The 19,552-nt window shown below is 70.0% G+C and carries 18 protein-coding genes; 12 read left to right on the top strand and 6 right to left on the bottom strand.

Translation table 11 applies throughout. The features are described from left to right. Window positions 1–17: 17 nt before the first annotated feature. Genes OG2516_RS10930 through OG2516_RS10920 form a run of 3 tightly spaced genes read left to right on the top strand, consistent with a single transcriptional unit; the run spans window position 18 to window position 4,143 of the window. Complete coding sequence (locus OG2516_RS10930; RefSeq protein WP_040615135.1) at window positions 18–1,028, top strand: glycosyltransferase family 2 protein; 1,011 nt, start codon at window positions 18–20, stop codon at window positions 1,026–1,028. Further along, a complete protein-coding gene (locus OG2516_RS10925) occupies window positions 1,025–2,725 on the top strand; it encodes a DUF5927 domain-containing protein (RefSeq protein WP_007255728.1) in 1,701 nt (566 codons plus the stop codon). Before OG2516_RS10930 ends, OG2516_RS10925 begins: the two co-directional genes overlap by 4 nt. Window positions 2,726–2,727: 2 nt before the next feature. Continuing rightward, a complete protein-coding gene (locus OG2516_RS10920) occupies window positions 2,728–4,143 on the top strand; it encodes a nodulation protein NodH (protein WP_040615774.1) in 1,416 nt (471 codons plus the stop codon). Window positions 4,144–4,243: 100 nt separating this feature from the next. Here the strand turns inward: OG2516_RS10920 and nadC are convergent, their stop codons facing one another. From nadC to nadA, 3 genes are read right to left on the bottom strand one after another with little or no spacing between them, the layout of a single operon-like run. Continuing rightward, entirely contained in the window at window positions 4,244–5,101 is an 858-nt protein-coding gene (gene nadC / locus OG2516_RS10915) for a carboxylating nicotinate-nucleotide diphosphorylase (protein ID WP_007255726.1), read from the bottom strand. Beyond that, complete coding sequence (locus OG2516_RS10910) at window positions 5,098–6,663, bottom strand: L-aspartate oxidase (RefSeq protein WP_007255725.1); 1,566 nt, start codon at window positions 6,661–6,663, stop codon at window positions 5,098–5,100. The genes nadC and OG2516_RS10910 overlap by 4 nt, the downstream gene beginning before the upstream one ends. 5 nt (window positions 6,664–6,668) lie before the next feature. Beyond that, window positions 6,669–7,721, bottom strand: coding sequence for a quinolinate synthase NadA (nadA, locus tag OG2516_RS10905; protein ID WP_007255724.1), 1,053 nt, complete (start codon window positions 7,719–7,721; stop codon window positions 6,669–6,671). A 186-nt stretch (window positions 7,722–7,907) separates the two neighbouring features. Here nadA and OG2516_RS10900 point away from each other — a divergent pair, with 186 nt between their 5' ends. Next, window positions 7,908–8,657 carry a sulfite exporter TauE/SafE family protein gene (locus OG2516_RS10900; protein ID WP_007255723.1) on the top strand — a complete coding sequence of 250 codons (750 nt, stop codon included), beginning with the start codon at window positions 7,908–7,910 and terminating at the stop codon, window positions 8,655–8,657. Here OG2516_RS10900 and OG2516_RS10895 read toward each other — a convergent pair. Next, entirely contained in the window at window positions 8,651–9,295 is a 645-nt protein-coding gene (locus OG2516_RS10895; protein ID WP_040615773.1) for a 5-formyltetrahydrofolate cyclo-ligase, read from the bottom strand. The two genes, OG2516_RS10900 and OG2516_RS10895, sit on opposite strands and share 7 nt — an antisense overlap. Window positions 9,296–9,382: 87 nt before the next feature. Between OG2516_RS10895 and OG2516_RS10890 the strand changes: the two genes are divergently transcribed. From OG2516_RS10890 to OG2516_RS10860, 7 genes are all read left to right on the top strand, one after another. Beyond that, on the top strand, window positions 9,383–9,994 hold the full coding sequence (locus OG2516_RS10890) for a ribonuclease D (RefSeq protein WP_007255721.1): 612 nt from the start codon (window positions 9,383–9,385) through the stop codon (window positions 9,992–9,994). Beyond that, window positions 9,994–10,962: a KpsF/GutQ family sugar-phosphate isomerase gene (locus OG2516_RS10885; protein ID WP_007255720.1), complete on the top strand. Its 969-nt coding sequence runs from the start codon at window positions 9,994–9,996 to the stop codon at window positions 10,960–10,962. Before OG2516_RS10890 ends, OG2516_RS10885 begins: the two co-directional genes overlap by 1 nt. Before the next feature lies 1 nt (window position 10,963). Next, window positions 10,964–11,566, top strand: coding sequence for a hypothetical protein (locus OG2516_RS10880; RefSeq protein WP_007255719.1), 603 nt, complete (start codon window positions 10,964–10,966; stop codon window positions 11,564–11,566). Continuing rightward, entirely contained in the window at window positions 11,563–12,048 is a 486-nt protein-coding gene (locus OG2516_RS10875; RefSeq protein ID WP_007255718.1) for an LptA/OstA family protein, read from the top strand. Before OG2516_RS10880 ends, OG2516_RS10875 begins: the two co-directional genes overlap by 4 nt. Further along, the gene (gene lptB / locus OG2516_RS10870; protein ID WP_007255717.1) at window positions 12,048–12,806 is read left to right on the top strand and encodes an LPS export ABC transporter ATP-binding protein; all 759 of its coding nucleotides are present in this window, start codon (window positions 12,048–12,050) and stop codon (window positions 12,804–12,806) included. Before OG2516_RS10875 ends, lptB begins: the two co-directional genes overlap by 1 nt. 222 nt (window positions 12,807–13,028) lie before the next feature. Further along, a complete protein-coding gene (gene hpf / locus OG2516_RS10865) occupies window positions 13,029–13,607 on the top strand; it encodes a ribosome hibernation-promoting factor, HPF/YfiA family (RefSeq protein WP_007255716.1) in 579 nt (192 codons plus the stop codon). 39 nt (window positions 13,608–13,646) lie between these two features. Continuing rightward, window positions 13,647–14,111 (top strand): PTS sugar transporter subunit IIA, encoded by a 465-nt coding sequence (locus OG2516_RS10860; RefSeq protein WP_007255715.1) that lies wholly within the window; start codon window positions 13,647–13,649, stop codon window positions 14,109–14,111. A gap of 12 nt (window positions 14,112–14,123) precedes the next feature. On the opposite strand, the gene OG2516_RS10855 is transcribed toward OG2516_RS10860, so the two are convergent. After that, a complete protein-coding gene (locus tag OG2516_RS10855; protein ID WP_007255714.1) occupies window positions 14,124–16,199 on the bottom strand; it encodes an ATP-binding protein in 2,076 nt (691 codons plus the stop codon). Between the two features lie 165 nt (window positions 16,200–16,364). Next, window positions 16,365–17,285 carry a helix-turn-helix domain-containing protein gene (locus OG2516_RS10850; RefSeq protein ID WP_007255713.1) on the bottom strand — a complete coding sequence of 307 codons (921 nt, stop codon included), beginning with the start codon at window positions 17,283–17,285 and terminating at the stop codon, window positions 16,365–16,367. Window positions 17,286–17,461: 176 nt separating this feature from the next. Here OG2516_RS10850 and OG2516_RS10845 point away from each other — a divergent pair, with 176 nt between their 5' ends. Beyond that, the gene (locus OG2516_RS10845; RefSeq protein ID WP_040615132.1) at window positions 17,462–19,549 is read left to right on the top strand and encodes an ABC transporter substrate-binding protein; all 2,088 of its coding nucleotides are present in this window, start codon (window positions 17,462–17,464) and stop codon (window positions 19,547–19,549) included. The last annotated feature ends 3 nt before the right edge of the window (window positions 19,550–19,552 follow it).

The following is a 19,552-nucleotide window of genomic DNA, read 5'->3' as shown; positions in this document are numbered from 1 at the left end:
GCGGATGAGGTCGAGTTTTGGGCGCCTGGCAGTCATACCGGCTGAGGTTGCAGCGCAAGCGCTGGCGCATCCGCGCGTTCCGCAAGCGGCGCGAGCTGCGCCCCGTCGCCCGCCGCACCGATACCATCCGCCCCGGCGCGATCCTCGTCTTCTCCACCTTCCGCAACGAGGCCGTGCGCCTGCCGCACTTCCTCGGCTATTACCGCGAGATCGGCGTCGACCACTTCCTGATGGTCGACAACGACAGCGACGACGGCGGCCGCGAGTACCTCGCCAGCCAGCCCGACGTCTCGCTCTGGACCACCGGTGCCAGCTATAAGCGCGCTCGCTTCGGCGTCGACTGGCTCAACTGGCTGCTGCTGAAGTACGGCCACGGCCACTGGGCGCTCACCGTCGATCCCGACGAGCTCTTCGTCTACCCGTTCTGCGACACGCGGCCCGTGCGCGCCCTGACCGACTGGCTCGACGCCTCCTCGATCCGCTCGTTCTCGGCGATGCTGCTCGACATGTACCCAAAGGGCGGCATCAACGACGTCCCCTACGAGCCGGGCCAGGACCCGCTCGAGATCGCCAGCTGGTTCGACGCGGGCAACTACTCGATCTACCGCAACAGCCGCTACGGCAACCTCTGGATCCAGGGCGGCCCGCGGATGCGCGCCTTCTTCGCCGACGAGCCCTGGCGCGCGCCGGCCCTCAACAAGATCCCGCTGGTGAAGTGGGACCGCCAGTACGCCTACGTCTCCTCGACCCACACGCTGCTGCCGCGCGGGCTCAACCAGGTCTACGACGAGTGGGGCGGCGAAAAGGCGAGCGGGCTGCTGCTGCACACCAAGTTCCTCAGCACCTTCGGCAGCAAGGCCCGCGAGGAGATCGAGCGCGGCCAGCACTACGCTGCCAGCCGCGAATACCGCGCCTACGCCGAGGGCCTGACCGACAACCCGGACCTCTGGTGCAAGTGGTCGGAGAAGTACATCAACTGGCGCCAGCTCGAGATCCTCGGGCTGATGTCCAAGGGCAACTGGGCATGAGCGTCGGCATCCTGATGCTGGTCCACACCGCGCTCGACCGCGCCGAGCAGGTGATCCGGCACTGGAACGCCGGCGGCTGCCCCGTCGTCGTCCATGTCGACCGCAACGTCGCGCGCGATACCTACGACCGTTTCGTCGACGCCCTGTCCGACCTCGCGGACGTCCACTTCTGCAAGCGGCACCGCTGCGAGTGGGGCACCTGGGGGATCGTCGCGGCATCGCTGTCGGCGGCCGAGACGATGCTCGCGAGGCACCCGGGCCTCGGCCACGTCTACCTCGCCTCCGGCTCCTGCCTGCCGCTGCGCCCGGTGCGCGAGCTGACGGCCTATCTCGACGCGCGGCGCGCGACCGACTTCATCGAGAGCGCCACCACCGCCGACGTGCCCTGGACGGTCGGCGGGCTCGACGCCGAACGCTTCGTGCTGCGCTTCCCGTTCTCGTGGCGGCGGCACCGGTTCCTGTTCGACCGCTGGGTCGAGATCCAGCGCCGGCTGCGGCTCAAGCGCAAGATCCCGGAGGGGATCGTGCCGCACATGGGCTCGCAATGGTGGTGCCTGACGCGCCGCACGCTCGAGGCGATCCTGACCGACCCGAACCGCGCCGAGCACGACGCCTACTTCCGCCGCGTCTGGATCCCCGACGAGAGCTACTTCCAGACCCTCGCGCGCCATCACTCCACCCGCATCGAGAGCCGCTCGCTGACGCTCTCCAAGTTCGACTTCCAGGGCAAGCCGCACATCTTCTACGACGACCACCTGCAGCTGCTGCGCCGCTCCGACTGCTTCGTCGCCCGCAAGATCTGGCCCCACGCCGACCGGCTCTATGCCGCCTTCCTCGATCCGTCCGAGCAGGCGATGAAGGGGGCCGAGCCGAACCCCGGCAAGATCGACCGCATCTTCGCCAAGGCCGTCGAACGCCGCACCCGCGGCCGCCCCGGCCTGTACATGCAATCGCGCCACCCCCACGACGGCTGGGGCAACGGCTTCACCTCCGCGCCCTACTCGGTGTTCGAGGGCTTCGAGGAGCTGTTCGTCGGCTTCGAGGGCTGGCTGGCGCGGCTCACCGGCGGGCGCGTCCACGGCCACCTGTTCGGCCCCGAGGGCGCCGAGTTCGTCGGCCGCCAGCCCACCTACGCCGGAGCGCTCTCGAGCCACCCGGCGATCCGCGACTACAACGCCGACCGCTTTCTCACGAGCCTGATCTGGAACACCCGCGGCGAGCGGCAGATGTTCCAATTCGGCCCGCGCGACAGCCAGATGATCAGCTGGAACCTCGCCAGGGACGCCAACGCCCAGATCAGCGTCATCAGCGGCGCCTGGGCGGTGCCGCTGTTCCAGGCGGGGGGCGACTTCGGCGCGCTGAGGACCGAGGCCGCGCGGCTGCAGAAGATCGAAAGCGAGCACCTGAAGCACCTCCGCTCGCCCCACGCCAAGGCGCGGATCCGGATCTGGACGATGGCCGAGTTCCTCGAAGCGCCGATGGAGGGGCTGCAGGCGATCATCGACGAGATCGCCGGCGCGCGCCGCCTCAAGCGGCTGACCGAGGCGCCGAAGATGGTCGACCTCACCGGCTTCGGCCAGTTCCTGCAGAACCTCAAGAACCAGGGGATGCACCCCTACCTCATGGGCGATTTCCCCGTCGACGGCGCGCCCGCCCGCGAGGACAAGCCCCTCCGCAAGCCCTACCTGGTCAGGTGAACATGCCCGATTTCGACAGCTTCGTGGTGTTCGCAGAAATGCGCACCGGCTCGAATTTCCTCGAAGCCAACCTCAATGCCTTCGATGGCGTCGCCTGCCACGGCGAGGCGTTCAACCCGCACTTCATCGGCTACCCCAACCGCGACGAGATCCTCGGCATCACCCAGGCCGAGCGCGAGGCCGACCCGGCCCGCCTGCTCGCCGCGATCCGCGACGCCAAGGGGCTGAACGGCTTCCGCTTCTTCAACGACCACGACCCGCGCGCGCTTGACATGGTGCTCGCCGATCCGCGCTGCGCCAAGATCGTGCTGATCCGGAACCCCGTGGAAAGCTACGTCAGCTGGAAGATCGCCCAGGCCACGGGGCAGTGGAAGCTGACAAACGTGAAACATGCCCGCAGCGGCAAGGTCCCCTTCGACGCCGCCGAGTTCGAGACGCACCTCGAGGCGCTGCAGCGCTTCCAGGTGACGCTGCTCAACCGGATGCAGCGCTCGGGGCAGACGGCGTTCTACGTCGCCTACGAAGACCTGCAGGATGTCGACGTGATGAACGGGCTGGCGGCCTGGCTCGGCGTGCCGGCGCGGATCGAGGGGCTGGACAGGAAGCTCAAGAAGCAGAACCCGGAGCCGCTGTCGGCGAAGGTGACGAACTTCGACGAGATGGAGGCCGCGCTCGCGCGGCTCGACCGGTTCGACCTGTCGCGCACGCCGAACTTCGAGCCCCGCCGCGGCGCCGCGGTGCCGAGCTACGCCGCCGCGCCCGAGAGTCCGCTGCTGTTCCTGCCGATCAAGGGCGGCCCCGAGCGGGCGGTGAAGCACTGGCTCGCCGCGCTCGACGGGGCCGAGCCGCAGGCCCTGCGCGGCGGCTTCACCCAGAAGAGCCTGCGCCAGTGGAAGCGCGCGCACCCGGGCCACCGGACTTTCACGGTCCTGCGCCACCCCGTCGCCCGCGCCCACGCCGCCTTCTGCGCGCGCATCCTGCCCGCCGGGCCGAAGGGCTTCCCCGAGATCCGCAAGACCCTGCGGCAGGTCTTCAAGGTGCCGCTCCCCGGCCAGAACCCCGGCCCGGACTACGATGCCGCCGCCCACCGCGCGGCGTTCACCGGCTTCCTGACGTTCCTGAAGGCCAACCTCGGCGGCCAGACCTCGGTGCGCGTCGACGCGCACTGGGCCAGCCAGGCCGAGATCCTGCAGGGCATGGCCGGCTTCGCCCTGCCCGACATGATCCTGCGCGAGGACAGCCTCGCCCCCGGCCTCGCCCAGCTCGCCGCCCAGATCGGCCGCGAGGCGCCGGAGCCGGGCGACAGCGACCGCGAGGCGGCGCGGCTGGCGAGCATCTACGACGGCGAGATCGAGGCGATGGTGCGCGACGTCTACCAGCGCGACTACATGACCTTCGGCTTCGCGAACTGGCGCTAGGCTTTTCGTTTCGCCGCGCCTTGCGGCGCGTCGACCCGGCGGGGGGCCAGCCCCCCGCACCCCCCGGGATATTTCTCGAACAGAGACCTGAGGGGCGGCGCTAGAAGTCGAGGCCGAGGTCGAGGACGGTCGCGGAGTGGGTGAGGGCGCCGACGGAGATGTAGTCGACCCCGGTGGCGGCGACCTCGGCGACGCGGGGCAGGGCCATGTTGCCCGACGCTTCGAGCACGAGCCGCCCGGCGTTGAGCGCGACGGCCTCGGCGAGGGTGGCGCTGTCCATGTTGTCGAGCAGCACCACGTCGGCGCCGCCCTCGGCGAGCACCTCCTCGAGCTGGTCGAGCCGGTCGACTTCGATCTCGACGCGCACCATGTGCGAGGCTTGCGTGCGGACCGCGGCGAGAACGGCGGGGATGCCGCCGGCGGCGGCGATGTGGTTGTCCTTGATGAGGATCGCGTCGGAGAGCGAGAAGCGGTGGTTGTGGCCGCCGCCGTGCAGGACCGCCTGCTTCTCGACGAGGCGCAGGCCCGGCGTCGTCTTGCGGGTGCAGGTGATGCGGGCGCGGGTGCCGGCGGTTTCGGCGACGAAGGCGGCGGTGAGTGTGGCAATTCCCGACAGGCGGCCGGCGAAGTTGAGGGCGACGCGCTCGGCGGAAAGGATCGCGGCGGCGTCGCCGGCGATCTCCATCAGCACGTCGCCCGGCGAGACCGTGGTGCCGTCGGGGCGGTGGACCTGCACGTCGAGCGCCGGGTCGACGAGGCGGAAGGCGAGGCGGGCGATCTGCATCCCCGAGACCGTGCCGGCCTCGCGGGCGCGCAGGCTGGCGCCGTAGCGGGTGCCCGGGGGGATCACGGTGCGGGTGGTCAGGTCGCCGTGGCTGCCGAGGTCTTCCATCAGCGCGTGGCGCACGAGCGGCTCGAGGATCACGTCGGGCAGCGGCGGGTGGCTTGGGTGGCTCATCGGGCGGGCTCCGGGTCTTGGCTGGCGCGCAGGGCGAGCGCGTCGGACAGGCGCAGTCGGCTGCGGCGCGCCGCGGCGGCCGGCTCGGGGCAGTCGGCGCGGAAGTGGGCGCCGCGGCTCTCCTCGCGGGCGAGGGCGGCGGCGGCGATCAGGGTGGCGGTGGCGGTCATGTTGGCGAGGTGCGGGTGGTCGGGCCGGGCGGCCTCGACCGCGGCGATCTCCGCCAGCGCGCTCACGAGGCCGTCGCGGGTGCGGATCACCCCGACGCCGGCGGTCATCGCGGCGCGCAGCCGGGCGAGCAGAGCCGGCGCGAGCGGCTCGCCGGGGGCGAGGTCGGGCAGGCTGACGGGATCGGCGGCGGTGGCCGGGCCGCAGGCGGCGGCGATGTCGGCGGCGGCGCGGCGGGCGTAGACGAGCGCCTCGAGCAGACCGTTGGAGGCGAGGCGGTTGGCGCCGTGCAGGCCGGTCGAGGTGACCTCGCCGCAGGCCCAGAGGCCGGGCAGCGAGGTGCGCCCCGCCGCGTCGGTCTCGACGCCGCCCATGTGGTAGTGCGCGGCGGCGGCGACGGGGATGGGCGTGACCTCCGGGTCGATCCCGGCGGCGTGGCAGGCGCCGGCGACGACGGGGAAGTCGCGCCCGAGCCGGGGGCCCAGGGGCCGGGCGTCGAGCATCGGGCGCAGGCCGGCCTGGCTCTGGGCGTAGACGGCGCGGGCGACGATGTCGCGCGGGGCCAGCTCGCGGTCTGGGTGGACGCCGTCCATGAAGCGCGCGCCGAGCCGGTTCACCAGCAGCGCCCCCTCACCGCGCAGCGCCTCCGTCGCCAGCGGCGCCGGGTCGAGGCCGACGTCGATCGCGGTCGGGTGGAACTGGACGAACTCCGCATCGGCGACGACCGCCCCGGCGCGGGCGGCGAGGCCGATCACCTGGCCGCAGATGCGCGCGGGGTTCGTCGTCAGCGCGAACAACCCGCCCGAGCCGCCCCCGGCGAGCAGGTAGGCGGTGCCGGTGAGGCGCAGGGGGGCCGAGCCGCCGGGGCCGGAGCGGGTGCACTCGATCCCGGCGACGCGGCCCTCGGCGATCGTCAGACCGCTCGCCATCAGCCCCTCGAGCACCTGGATCGAGGGCGTCTCGCGCACCCGCGCGATGAGCGCCCGCATGATCTCCGCGCCGGCCCTGTCGCCGCTGACGCGCACCACGCGGGCGAAGCTGTGCGCCGCCTCGCGCGACAGCACGTAGCTGCCGTCGGCGGCGCGGTCGAAGGGGGCGCCGAGGCCGGTGAGGTCGAGGATATGCGCCCGCGCCTCGGCGGTGACGGAGGCGGCGACGGCCGGGTCGACGGTGCCCGCCCCGGCGCGCAGGGTGTCGGCCGCGTGGGCCTCGGCGCTGTCGGCCTCGGCCATCGCCGCGGCCACGCCGCCTTGCGCCCAGGCGCTCGACGCGCCCTCGCCGAGCCGGTCGGGGGAGATCAGCAGCACCGGGCGCGGCGCCAGCGCGAGCGCGGCGTAGAGCGCGCCGAGCCCGGCGCCGACGATGATGACCCGGGACGTGCGGACCTGTTGCAACGGCGTCAGGCCGCCAGGCGGCGCGACATGTCGATCATCCGCTGCACCGCGACCCGCGCGTCGGCGGCGATGGCGGGATCGACCTCGACCGCGCCGGTCATGTTGTGCAGCGAGTGGAGCACCTTCTCGAGGGTGATCTTCTTCATGTAGGGGCACATGTTGCAGGGCCCGACGAAATCGACCGTCGGCAGCTCGCCGGCGATGTTGGAGGCCATCGAGCACTCCGTCACCAGCATCGCCTTCTCGGGCTTCTCGGCGTGGACGTAGTCGATGATGCCTTTGGTGGAGCCCGAGAAGTCGGCCTCGGCCACCACGTCGGGCGGGCATTCGGGATGGGCGATGATCCGGGTGCCCGGGTTCCACTCGCGGAACTCGCGCAGATCCTGGGCGGTGTATTGCTCGTGCACGATGCACGATCCTTCCCACCAGACGATGCGCTTGTGCGGCACCTGCTTGGCGACGTTCTGCGCCAGGTACTGGTCGGGGGTCATGATCACCGTGTCCGCCTCGAGCGCGGCGACGATCTGGGCGGCGTTCGAGGAGGTGCAGCAGATGTCGGAGACCGCCTTCACGTCGGCGGAGGTGTTGACGTAGGTCACCACCGGCGCGCCGGGGTAGCGGCGGCGCATCTCGGCGACGCCTGCCGGCGTGATGCTCTCGGCGAGCGAGCAGCCGGCGTCCATGTCGGGGATCAGCACCGTCTTGGCCGGGTTCAGGATCTTCGAGGTCTCGGCCATGAAGTGCACGCCGCACTGCACGATCACGTCGGCCTCGACCTCGGTCGCCTTCACGGCGAGCTGCAGGCTGTCGCCCACGAAGTCGGCGATGCCGAGGTAGATCTGCGGCGTCATGTAATTGTGCGCGAGGATGACGGCATTGCGCTCTTTCTTGAGCTGGTTGATCGCGGCGACGTAGGGGGCGTGGATCGCCCAGTCCATCGGCGTCACCACGCGGCTCATGCGCTGGTAGATGCCTCCCAGCGCCTCGGCGGTCTCGACGGACGGCGCGAGGTCGTAGTGGCGCGCGAGGTCGCGCAGGCCGAGCGGTTGATCGAGCATGTCTTGTCCCCTCCGGCTGGCGGTACCGGCAGCCAGCCATTGCGGCCCGGCGAGGTCGCCCGGCAAGCGGCCCGTATCTATTGGCCCGCTTCCTTAAGGACAAGGCCCTAGTGCCGGCGCGGCGGGAAGCCGTTTGCCATTGCCGCCGCTTCGGTGGCAACTGGCGCGCAGCAACAGGAGACACCCATGCTGACCTACGTCGTCCTCATCGTCGCTGGGCTGCTCGCCGGGGGGCTCAACGCCGTCGCGGGCGGCGGGACGTTTCTCAGCTTCCCGGCGCTGGTCTGGCTCGGGGTGCCGCCGATCATGGCCAACGCCACGGCGACCCTGACGGCGCTGCCCGGCTACATCGGGAGCGCCTGGGCCTATCGCTCGGAGGTCGCCGCCGAGGGGAGCCTGAAGCTCGCGAGCATCATCGCCATCGCCGCCATCGGCGGGCTGGCGGGGGCGGGGCTGCTGCTGGTCACGCCGGGGGAGGCGTTCGTCGGGATCGTGCCGTGGCTGCTGCTCGCCGCGACGGTGCTGTTCGCCGCCGGGCCGCACCTGCTCGCGGCGGTGAAGACGCGCGGCAGCGGCGTGGCCGGGCCGGTCGTGTCGGCGGTGGCGGTGTTCGCGGTGTCGGTCTACGGCGGCTACTTCAACGGCGGACTCGGGATCATGCTGCTGGCGATGCTGGGGCTGATCGGCTTCACCAACCTGCACGGCATGAACGGGCTGAAGAACCTGCTCTCCGCCATCCTCTCCATCGTCTCCGTTGCCACCTACACCGTCGCCGGCCTGATCGCCTGGGACAGCGCGCTCGTCCTCGCCGTGGCGACGACGGTGGGCGGCTATGTCGGCGCGAGCCAGGCGCGGCGGATCAGGCGGACCGACCTGCTGCGGCTGGGCATCGTCGCGGTGGGGGCGGTGATGACGGTGATCTTCTTCGTCTACTGACGGGTGCGGTGGCTGCCGTCGGCGAGCAGGATCTCGTCCATCGGGATGTCCCACGGCATCGGGTAGATCGTCGGCAGCACCGCGTCGGAAAACCCGACGCCGATCCGGCGCGGCATCGGATCGAGCCGGGCGAGGGTGCGGTCGTAGTAGCCGCCGCCGTTGCCGAGCCGGTAGCCCGCGTCATCGGCTCCGAGCAGCGGTGCGATCACGATCTCCGGCTGCCGCACCGCGGCGTCCTCGGCGGGGACGGGGATGTTCCAGATGCCGCGCACCATATCGCAGCCCATGTTCCAGCGGCGAAATATCAAGGGCGCACCCTTCTCCACCACCACCGGCAGCAGCACCTCCACCCCCGCCGCGTCGGCGTCGGTCATCCACGCCCGCAGGTCCGGCTCGCCCCGGATTGGCCAGTAGAGCGCCACCCGCCGCCCCGGCTCGAGCGGCACCAGCTGCCGCAGCCCCGCCACCAGCGCGGCGCTCGCATCGGCCCGTTCCGCCACCGACATCGCCCGGCGCAGCGCCATCAGGCGCGCCCGCTCGGCGCGGCGGAAGCGGGCGACGTCGCGGGCGGTCTCGGGATCGACGGGGTGACCGTCGACGAGGCGGTGGGCAAGGCAGGGCGAGCTGTCGTCGGTCATCGGCATGATCCCCGTGCGGCGCCGCGCCATCGTTGCGCGCTGCCCGCCGCTTGTCTATGGCGGGGCGAACGATTGCTGCGAGGGCGCATGGCCAACCACCTCTACAAGAACGACCTCCCCGACGGGCTCGATCTGGGCCCCGTCGTGGCCATCGATTGCGAGACGATGGGGCTCAACCCACACCGCGACCGGCTCTGCGTGGTGCAGATGTCGGGCGGCGACGGGCATGCCCACCTCGTGCAGGTCGCCAAGGGCCAGACCAGCGCGCCCAACCTCGTCGCGATGCTCGAGAACCCGGACGTGCTCAAGCTGTTCCACTTCGGCCGCTTCGACATCGCCGCGCTGATGAACGCCTTCGGCGCCCGCACCGCGCCGGTCTACTGCACCAAGATCGCCTCCAAGCTCGTGCGCACCTTCACCGACCGCCACGGCCTCAAGGTGCTGCTGCAGGATCTGGTCGGCGTCGACGTCTCCAAGCACCAGCAGCAGAGCGACTGGGGCGCGGAGACCCTGTCGGACGCGCAGCTCGACTACGCCGCCTCCGACGTGCTCCACCTCCACCGCCTGCGCGAGAAGCTCGACGAGATGCTCGCCCGCGAGGGCCGCACGATGATCGCGCAGGCCTGCTTCGACTTCCTGCCGACGCGCGCCCAGCTCGATCTCGCGGGCTGGCCGGACCAGGACATCTTCTCGCACTGATGGCCGACCGCGACGCCCTCCTCGCCGCCGCGCGGCGGGTCGTCGCGACCGAGGCGGAGGCGCTGTCGATCCTCGCCGAGAGCCTCGGGCCCGGGCTGGCGGAGGCGCTGGAGCTGGTTCTCGCCGCGCGCGGACGCGTCGTGGTCAGCGGCATGGGCAAGTCGGGCCACATCGCGCGCAAGGTCGCCGCGACGCTGGCCTCGACGGGCACCCCGGCGCAGTTCGTCCATCCCGCCGAAGCCAGCCACGGCGACCTCGGGATGCTGACGCGCGGCGACGTGGTGCTGGTCCTGTCCAATTCCGGCGAGACGACCGAGCTCGCCGACCTGATCGCCTACACCCGCCGCTTCGGCATCCCGCTGATCGGCGTCGCCGCCCGAGCCGCGAGCACGCTGATGCGGCAGGCCGACGTCCGGCTCGTGCTGCCCGAGGCGCGCGAGGCCTGCGGCACCGGGGTCGTGCCGACCACCTCGACCACGATGATGCTCGCGCTGGGCGACGCCATCGCCGTCGCGCTCATGGAGCACCGCCGCTTCACCCCCGAGATGTTCCGCGACTTCCACCCGGGCGGCCGGCTCGGGGCGCGGCTGTCGAAGGTGTCCGACCTGATGCACAGCGGCGACGCGCTGCCGCTGGCGGGGCAGGCGACGCCGATGAGCGACGCGCTGCTGACGATCTCGCAAAAGGGCTTCGGGGTTCTTGGCGTGACCGGCGCGAATGGCCATCTGGCGGGTATCGTGACCGACGGCGACCTGCGCCGTCACATGGACGGGCTGCTCGAGCGCAGCGCCGGCGACGTGATGACGCCGGAGCCGCGCACCATCGGCCCCGGCGCGCTGGCGGAGGAGGCGGTGCGAGTGATGAACGCGCAGCAGATCACATGCCTGTTCGTGGTCGATCCGCCCGGCAGCGGCCGCGTCGTCGGGCTGATCCACATCCACGACTGCCTGCGCGCCGGCATCGTCTGACATGGCGGACCACCACTCCACCTACGTCGCCCTCGCCAAGACCATCCTGCCGCTGCTCGCCCTCGCGCTGCTGTCGACGATGTTCCTGTTCGCCCGCGCCCCCACCATCGAGAGCGTCGAGATCCCCTACGCCGACATCGAGGAGCTGGCCCGCGAGCAGCAGATCTCCGCGCCGTCCTTCTCGGGCGTGACCGACGACGGCTCGATCTTCTCGCTCATGGCCGAGAGCGCGCGCCCCGTGGACGACGGCGACGTGGTCGATCTCGCCGCCATCCGCGGCACCCTCGATGCGCCCGGCGGCGCGACGATCCTGCTGCGCGCCGGCGAGGGGCGGGTCGACACCGCCGGGCGCACCGCGCGGCTGTCGGGGCTGACCCGGATCGAGACGTCGGACGGCTACGAGGTCGAGACCAACGGCGTCTTCGCCGACCTCGACGCCGGCCGCATCGAGACCGACGGCGCGCTCGAGGCTCACGCGCCCTACGGGGAACTGACCGCCGGGCGGCTGGTTGTGGAAACGCCGGACGGCGGCAGCCAGCTGCTCAATTTCCAGGACGGCGTCCGGCTGGTATACCGCCGGCAGCAACAGGATCCGACACCGTGACACGCACCATCGCCGCCACCTTCCTCGCCGCCACCCTCGCCGCCTCCGCCGGCTGGGCGCAGTCCAACGTCGACCTCGGCGGCATCAGCGCCGACCCGGACGCGCCCGTCGAGGTGACGGCCGATTCGCTGTCGGTGAACCGCGAGGAGGGCACGGCCGTCTTCAGCGGCAACGTGCTGATCGGGCAGGGCGAACTGCGCATCTCCGCCGCCGAGGTGCAGGTGATCTATTCCGAGGAGACCGGCGACATCACCCGCCTGCTCGCCAGCGGCGGCGTCACCATGGTCACCGAGACCGAGCAGGCCGAGGCGCAGACGGCCGACTACGACATCGACGCCGGCCAGCTCGTCATGGAGGGCGACGTGCTTCTGACCCAGGGCGCGAGCGCGCTCTCGGCGGGGCGCATGGTCGTCGACCTCGACACCGGCGCGGCGCAGATGGACGGAAGGGTCCGCACGGTGTTCCAGCAGGACGGCAATTGATGCCCGCGCCCGCGCTCGCCGTCACCGAGGGCGACGCCGGACTGCATGTCGCCCACCTGCGCAAGAGCTACCGCAAGCGCCCGGTGATCCGCGACGTGTCGCTTTCGCTCGGACGCGGCGAGGCGGTGGCGCTGCTCGGCCCCAACGGCTCGGGCAAGACCACCTGCTTTTACTCCATCGCGGGCCTGATCCAGCCCGACGCGGGCACCGTCACCATCGACGGGCGCGACGCCACGCAGCTGCCGATGTACCGCCGCGCGAAGCTCGGCATCGGCTACCTGCCGCAGGAGATGTCGATCTTCCGCGGCCTCACCGTCGAGGACAACATCCTCGCCATCCTCGAGATTGCCGAGCCGAGCGTCGTCAAGCGGCGCCGGAAGCTCGAGCAGCTCCTCACCGAGTTCTCCATCGACCACCTGCGCCGCGCTCCCGCACTGGCGCTGTCGGGCGGCGAGCGGCGGCGGTGCGAGATCGCGCGCTGCCTCGCGGCGGGGCCGAAATACGTGCTGCTTGACGAACCCTTCGCCGGCGTCGACCCGATCGCCGTCGGCGAGATCCGCCACCTCGTGGGCGAACTGAAGACCCGCGGCATCGGCGTGCTCATCACCGATCACAATGTGCGGGAGACCCTCGAAATCGTTGATCGCGCATATATTTTACATGATGGCAAGGTTCTGATGAGCGGCACCACGGAGGAGGTCGTCAGGGATGAGAACGTGCGGCGCGTGTACCTGGGACAGAGCTTCCGGGTGAACTGATGCCCGGCATCGTCCCATCGACAGCACCGTTGACAGACAACGGTCCGCTGTCGCCAAATGACGGGGATGACTATGCGTGTTCCCATCGGCGGCGGCATGCGGGCCAATCGGCGGCCCGGGCTTCCCGACCATCAGGAGCCGAGGTCAGCCCCCACCCGGACCGGCCGCGACACCCTCCGCACGAGCGGAGCGCGCGGCGGTGCGACTTAGCGAGGAGATCCCATGCGGTACCAGATCAGCGGCAAGCAGATTGACATTGGCGAGGCCCTTTCGGCCCACGTGGAATCCAACCTGAACGAAACCGTCGGCAAGTACGCCGGCCGCCCGACCGACGCGACGGTCATCTTCTCCAAGTCCGGGCCGGAATTCCATTGCGAGGCGGTGATCCACCTGTCCACCGGCCTCACCGCGCAGGCCAAGGGTCATGCCCACGACATCTACGCCGCGTTCGACAGCGCGAGCGAGAAGATGGACAAGCAACTGCGGCGCTACAAGCGCAGGCTGAAGGATCATCACCGCGAACGGGTCCAGCCGGTTGAACTCTCGACGGCGCCTTCGTATATCCTCGCCTCATCGGAATCGGAGGATGACGCGCAGGAGCAGGATCTCTCGTCCATGATCATTGCCGAGATGGAGACGAGCATTCCCTCGCTCTCCGTCGGCGAAGCGGTCATGCAGATGGAGATCGCCCACGCCCCCGTCCTGGTGTTCCGCAACGAGGGGCATAGCGGGATCAACGTCGTGTACAGGCGTGAGGATGGCAACATCGGCTGGATCGATCCGCGCAATACGAGCAACTGACCGCGAAAAGCGGTCCGGACACGGAAAACCGCAGCACCCATGCAGCTTGCAGACATTCTCGACGTTCACGGCGTGAAGGTTCTCGCCTCGTGCAGCAGCCGCAAGCGGCTGTTCCACGACCTGGGCGAGATGGCCCACAGCACCTTCGGGCTCGAGCCCGGCAAGGTCATCGAGGCGCTGCTCGAGCGCGAGGCCCTGGGGCCGACGGCGGTCGGCCACGGGGTCGCGCTCCCCCACGCCCGGCTCGACGGGATCGACCGGGTGCGCGGCCTGTTCCTGCGGCTCGAGAAGCCTCTCGATTTCGACGCGATAGACCGCCAGCCGGTCGATCTCGTCTTCGCGCTGCTGGCGCCCGAGGCGGCCGGCGTCGAGCACCTGAAGGCGCTCGCGACCGTCTCGCGCACCCTGCGCGACCAGGCGATCTGCGCCAAGCTGCGGGCCAACGCCGAGCCCGCCACCCTGCACGCGATCCTCACCGAGGCCCCCGCGACCCAGGCCGCCTGAGCGGCCCCGCCTCTAGCTGACCAGCCGCAGCGTCGCCGGCTTCTCCGCCGCGAGGGGCAGGGACAGCACGAAGCGGCTGCCTTGCCCGTAGACGCTCGTCGCCGACAGCGCGCCGCCCTGCATCTCCGCGAGCTGCCGCGCGATGGCGAGGCCGAGGCCCGTGCCGCCGGCGCGGCGCGTCGCAGTGCTGTCGACCTGGTGGAACGGCTCGAAGATGCGCGACAGCTCGTCGTCGGGGATGCCCGGCCCCTCGTCGCTCACCGCGATGTCGAGCATCCGGCCGCGCATCTCGGCGGTGACGGACACGGTGCCGCAGGTGGAGAACTTCAGCGCGTTGCCGATCAGGTTGATGAGGATCTGCTGGCAGCGGCGGCTGTCGGCCAGCACCCGGGCCGGCTCCGTACTGGCCGTCAGCGCCAGCCCCTTCTGCTCGGCCATCGGCGCCAGCTGCGCCGTCACCAGCTCGACGAGGTTGGCCGCGTCGAACTCGTCGGGATCGATGGAGAGCGAGCCGGAGGAGAGCTTGGAGAAGTCGAGCATGTCGTTGATGAGGCTGAGCAGGTACGTTCCCGACTGATCGATCTTGCGCATCCGCTCGCCCAGGTCGTCATAGAGCGAGGCGACCTCCTCGGCGAGCCCGTCGACCTCGGTGCGCTGGATGGCGGCGAGCACCTTCTGCGCCTTGGGCATCTTCGAGAAGCTGGCGCCGAGGCGGGAATGGCCGAGGATCACCGTCAGCGGGGTGCGCAGCTCGTGGCTGAGCACGTTCATGAAGTTCGTCTTGGCCTGGTCCGCCGCTTCGGCGGCCTCCTGCGCGGCCTTCAGCTCGGTGATGTCGACCCGCAGACCGACCAGCAGGCCGTCGTCGGAGGACCGCTCCGAGACGTGGTAGCAGCGCCCGTTGCTCAGCTTCTGCTCCAGGTCGCAATTGCCGGTGCGGTGCAGCTCCATCCGTTCGCGCAGGAACGCCTGCTCGCGGCCGATGGCGTCGGGATATTGCTGCCGCGAGATGCCGTACCGGACGATGTCCTCGAAGCGCACGCCGGGGCGGATGATGTCGCGGCAGCGGTCGTACATGTCGAGAAAGCCGCTGTTGCAGGCGATGAGCCGGTCGTCGGCGTCGTACATGGCGAAGCCGCCGTCGAGCGCCTCGATGGCGCTCACCATGCGGCGCTGCGCGACCTGGCGCTGCCGGTCGAGGTAGAGGATGTACCACAGCGCGCCCAGGATGCCGGCCGAGATGGCGATGATGAGCATGTTGTCGGGCGTGAACACGGCGTTCGGCGTCCAGCCGCCGTGGGGCGTGGCGAGCAGGTCCCAGGTGCCGTTCGGGAAGTCGAAGGTCAGCAGCACCGGGTCCCGGAGCTCTTCGGGCGCCGCGTTGCCGAACAGCAGTCGCCGCTCGCCCTCCTGGCTGGCGGCGCCGATGACGGCGACGTCGTACTCGGCGAGCAGCTCGCCGTAGTCGGCCAGCTGGAACGCGATCGTGTGGTCGAGCACCAGCGACACGATCCCCCACAGCTCGCCGCTGCCGTCGGGCCCGTAGAGCATCACCGGCTGGCGCAGGATCGAGGCGACGTTGCCCTGCACGAGGTCGATCGGGCCGAGGATGTTGATGTCGTTGAGCGCGATCGTCTCGAGCACGCCGGGCAGCTGCGACGGCTTCTCCCGGTAGTCGAGCCCCAGCACCGCCTCGTTGCCCTCGATCGGGTGGATCATCGAGACTTTCAGGTCGGGCGCGGCGGCGAAGTTGACGATGCGCGGGTCGCCCTGGCGCAGCCGGGTGGCGTGGGCGGTGAACTCCGCCTGGGTCATGTCGGGGCTCTCGCGCAGGGCGGCGGTCATCTCGGCGAGCGTGCGGACCATGCGGTTGACGTCTGTTTCGATGTCTTCGCGCACCGCGTGCATGGCCTGCGTCGTCTGCAGCCGCTGGTGCTGGAGGTTCTGCTTGTGTTGCAATTGCGAGAACTGCACGGCGACCAGCCCGACCACCAGCGAGGCGAGGAACATCAGGAGCGGGAGGTTGGCGTTCGAGAGCCAGACGAGACTCCAGCCGCCATTCCGCGCTTCGGTGCCGGATTGCTTCATCACTGCCCCGCCCTTCTACCTGTGGTTTAGCACCTGCCTCGGCTCGATCCGCGGCAGGATTGTTCTGCCACGGGAAACAGGACTCGTTTGGATCTCTTGTTTGTCGTTTTTTGGGCAGGTTGACGATTCAAGCAGTTCCGTAACGTCACGCGCGGGTGGATCAATCTAGCGCAGCTCCATCTGCGTATACCGGGCCCGCATCTGGTGCGGGCTGAGGCCGTAGGCGGTCTTGAAGTGCTGGTAGAACTGGCTCGTCGAGGTGAAGCCGGACTGCTCGACCACCTGCGAGATGGCCATCGAGCTGCCCATCAAGAGCGCACGGGCGCGCAGCAGGCGCATCCGGATGATGAAGCGTTTCATCGGCATCCGCATCGTCCGCGAGAACAGCGACAGCGCGTAATTCTGGTGAAACCCCGTCACCGCGGCGACGTCGGCGTTGCTGAGCGGCTCGGACAGGTGCTCGAGGATGTGCTTCACCATCGCCACCACGTGCTGGATATGCACCGACGACAGGATCCGTCCCTCGTCCATCTCGACCAGACCGTCGCGCAGGTAGGGCACGTCGTCGAGCAGCGCGCGGCGCAGCAGGGCGTTGAACTCCATCTTCATGATCTCGAGCCGCTCGTACTCGTTGGCCCGGTAGTCCTTGTACCAGCCCTCGATCCGTTCGGCCGAGCAGGCCTCCTCGGGCAAAGCGGCCATCGCGCCGCCGAGCAGCGACACCTGCAGCCGGGCGATGTGGGGCATGTAGAGGAACGAATCGAGGGGCAGGTAGATGTTGGCCAGCCGCGGCGGCGCGTCGCCGGTGGGAATGACCTCGCGCAGCTGGTGGGGCAGGCCGGCCCAGAACAGGATCAGTCGGTTCTCCGGCACGTCGACCCGGTCGCCGTCCACATCGTAGACCAGCCGCGCGCCGGTGACGAAGTTGCCCTCCACGTGGCCGTGCCAGTGCGGCGAGGCCATCACCGTCGGCACGAACAGCCGCATCCCAAACCGTCCGATGGCGCTGCTCAGGGCATAGAAGTGCCGCTCGTGGCTCGGCACGCCCTTGAGCGGCGCGTCGTCGAGATCGCCCCGTCCCGCCATCTGCGCCTCCTTCGACGATCTTAAGAACCCGGAATACTATTTCGCATTCGCGCATTGCTGGCGCAAGCGTCGCGGGCGCAGGATTGAGCGCGGCGGACGCGGGCGACGGAGGAGTCGGCCCGTCTCGTCTGCGAGACGACAAGACAAACGGACTCCGGTCCGAAGGGAGGAACCAGATGACATTGATGACCCGTGCCGCTCCGGCGGCGCTCCTGATCGGCCTGTCCGCGCCCGCGATGGCGCAGATGGCCGAGCCGACGACGCCGCCCGACCCGCCGCCGTTCGCGGCGCAGGGCGAGCCCAACTTCGTCAACCGCGCCGACATCTTCGAGTTCCGCGCGCTCGACAGCTACGACCAGCCCGAGTTCATGGACGCCTTCGTCGAGGCCGGGATGCTGCCGCCCGTCGAGGAGCGCCTCCCCGAAGAGCCGATGGTCTACAGCGCCGACAACATGCCCGATGGCGCCGGTGCCTACGGCGACGTCATGCGCCACGTGATCGGCGGCCGGCCCGAGGGCTGGAACTACATCGCCGGCCAGAGCCAGGGCTGGGGCGGCATCGACATCGGCATGTACGAGTGCCTGACCCGCACGGGCCCGCTGTTCATGGTGAATCCGGAGGATCTCGAGCCGCTGCCCAACCTCGCCAAGTCGTGGGAGTGGTCCGACGACGGGATGCAGCTGACGGTGAACCTCGTCAAGGGCGCCAAGTGGTCCGACGGCGACCCGTTCGACGCCGAGGACGTGATGTTCTACTGGGACCACCACGTGATGGACCCCGAGATCACGCCGCTCAACGGCGCCAATCCCGAGACCTTCGGCCAGGGCACGACGCTCGAGATGGTGGACGACTACACCGTCCGCTTCACCTTCACCACCGAGCGGCCCGAGCAGGTGCTCTACTCGATGGCCTACGGCACCTTCTGCCCCGGCCCGAGCCACATCCTCGCGCCCGAGCACCCCGCCAACAACCCGGACAACTCCTACGAGGATTACCGCAACGCCTTCCCGCCGGATTTCCTGAACTTCCCGGTCATGGGCGCCTGGGTGCCGGTCGAGTACCGCGCCGACGACATCGTCGTGCTGCGCCGCAACCCCTATTACTGGAAGGTCGATTCCGAGGGAAATCAGCTGCCCTACCTCAACGAGATGCACTACCGGCTGTCCACCTGGGCTGACCGTGACGTGCAGGCGGTGGCGGGCACCGGCGACTTCTCCAACCTCGAGCAGGCGGAGAACTACGTCGAGTCGCTGCGCCGTGCCGCCGAGGACGATAGCCCCGCGCGGCTCGAATTCGGCCCGCGGATCATCGGCTACTCGCTCTACATGAACCTGTCCGGCAACGGCTGGGGCGAGCCCGACGAGCGGGCGCAGGCGGTGCGCGAGCTCAACCGCGACATCGACTTCCGCATCGCCGTCTCCACCGCGCTCGACCGGGTGCGGCTCGGCGAGAGCCTCGTGAAGGGCCCGTTCACCGCGCAATATCCCGGCGGCCTCTATGCCGGCACGTCCTACTACGACAAGGACAGCACGGTGTTCTATCCCCACAGCATCGAGGCCGCGAAGGCGCATTTCGAGGCCGCGGGGCTCGAGGACACCGACGGCGACGGGTTCTACAACTGGCCCGAAGGCAGCCCGGCCGGTGACGGCAACGTGCAGATCACGCTGCTCGCCAACACCGACTACCAGACCGACCGCAACCTCGCGGAAGGCGTGGTGGCGATGATGGAAGAGGCCGGCATCAAGGTGTCGCTCAACCTCATGGCCGGCAACGACCGTGACGCGACCCGCGACTCGGGCCGCTACGACTGGCGGGTCGAGCGCAACACCTCGGAGCTGATCACCGTGGTGCAGAACACGTCGGAACTCGCCTCGACGGGGCCGCGCACCAACCCCGTCCACTACGCCAACGACGCCGGCGAACTTGACCTGCTGCCCTTCGAGCAGGAGCTCGCCGACACCGTCACGGCGTTCATGGAGACCAACGACCCCGAAGAGCGGGCGGAGCTGATGAAGCAGTACCAGAAGCTCTACACGGAGAACCTCTACGGCATCGGCCTGACCCAGTACCCGGGCGCGCTGATCATCAACAAGCGGTTCGCCAACATCCCGTCGGGGGCGCCGATCTTCATGTTCAACTGGGCCGAGGACAACATCATCCGCGAGCGGGTGTACGTCCCCGAGGACCAGCAGGCCGACCATGAGCTGTACCCGGAGGCCCTGCCGGGCGCGCCGGGCAGCGACGGCCCCGTGACCGCGGGCTGACCA

It is taken from the genome of Oceanicola granulosus HTCC2516 (assembly GCF_000153305.1).
Taxonomy (GTDB): Bacteria; Pseudomonadota; Alphaproteobacteria; order Rhodobacterales; family Rhodobacteraceae; genus Oceanicola; species Oceanicola granulosus.
The sequence above is the reverse complement of the archived record's forward strand: the minus strand, read 5'-3'. Positions and strand labels throughout refer to the sequence as shown.

Bases quoted from the DNA above. Each gene is read 5' to 3' on its own strand.
- nadC (WP_007255726.1), bottom strand. From the start codon at position 5,101: ATGAGCCACCCAAGCCACCCGCCGCTGCCCGACGTGATCCTCGAGCCG.
- OG2516_RS10900 (WP_007255723.1), top strand. From the start codon at position 7,908: ATGCTGACCTACGTCGTCCTCATCGTCGCTGGGCTGCTCGCCGGGGGG.
- OG2516_RS10855 (WP_007255714.1), bottom strand. From the start codon at position 16,199: ATGAAGCAATCCGGCACCGAAGCGCGGAATGGCGGCTGGAGTCTCGTC.
- OG2516_RS10895 (WP_040615773.1), bottom strand. From the start codon at position 9,295: ATGACCGACGACAGCTCGCCCTGCCTTGCCCACCGCCTCGTCGACGGT.
- OG2516_RS10850 (WP_007255713.1), bottom strand. From the start codon at position 17,285: ATGGCGGGACGGGGCGATCTCGACGACGCGCCGCTCAAGGGCGTGCCG.
- OG2516_RS10920 (WP_040615774.1), top strand. From the start codon at position 2,728: ATGCCCGATTTCGACAGCTTCGTGGTGTTCGCAGAAATGCGCACCGGC.
- OG2516_RS10860 (WP_007255715.1), top strand. From the start codon at position 13,647: ATGCAGCTTGCAGACATTCTCGACGTTCACGGCGTGAAGGTTCTCGCC.
- OG2516_RS10925 (WP_007255728.1), top strand. From the start codon at position 1,025: ATGAGCGTCGGCATCCTGATGCTGGTCCACACCGCGCTCGACCGCGCC.
- nadA (WP_007255724.1), bottom strand. From the start codon at position 7,721: ATGCTCGATCAACCGCTCGGCCTGCGCGACCTCGCGCGCCACTACGAC.
- hpf (WP_007255716.1), top strand. From the start codon at position 13,029: ATGCGGTACCAGATCAGCGGCAAGCAGATTGACATTGGCGAGGCCCTT.
- OG2516_RS10880 (WP_007255719.1), top strand. From the start codon at position 10,964: ATGGCGGACCACCACTCCACCTACGTCGCCCTCGCCAAGACCATCCTG.
- lptB (WP_007255717.1), top strand. From the start codon at position 12,048: ATGCCCGCGCCCGCGCTCGCCGTCACCGAGGGCGACGCCGGACTGCAT.
- OG2516_RS10890 (WP_007255721.1), top strand. From the start codon at position 9,383: ATGGCCAACCACCTCTACAAGAACGACCTCCCCGACGGGCTCGATCTG.
- OG2516_RS10885 (WP_007255720.1), top strand. From the start codon at position 9,994: ATGGCCGACCGCGACGCCCTCCTCGCCGCCGCGCGGCGGGTCGTCGCG.
- OG2516_RS10845 (WP_040615132.1), top strand. From the start codon at position 17,462: ATGACATTGATGACCCGTGCCGCTCCGGCGGCGCTCCTGATCGGCCTG.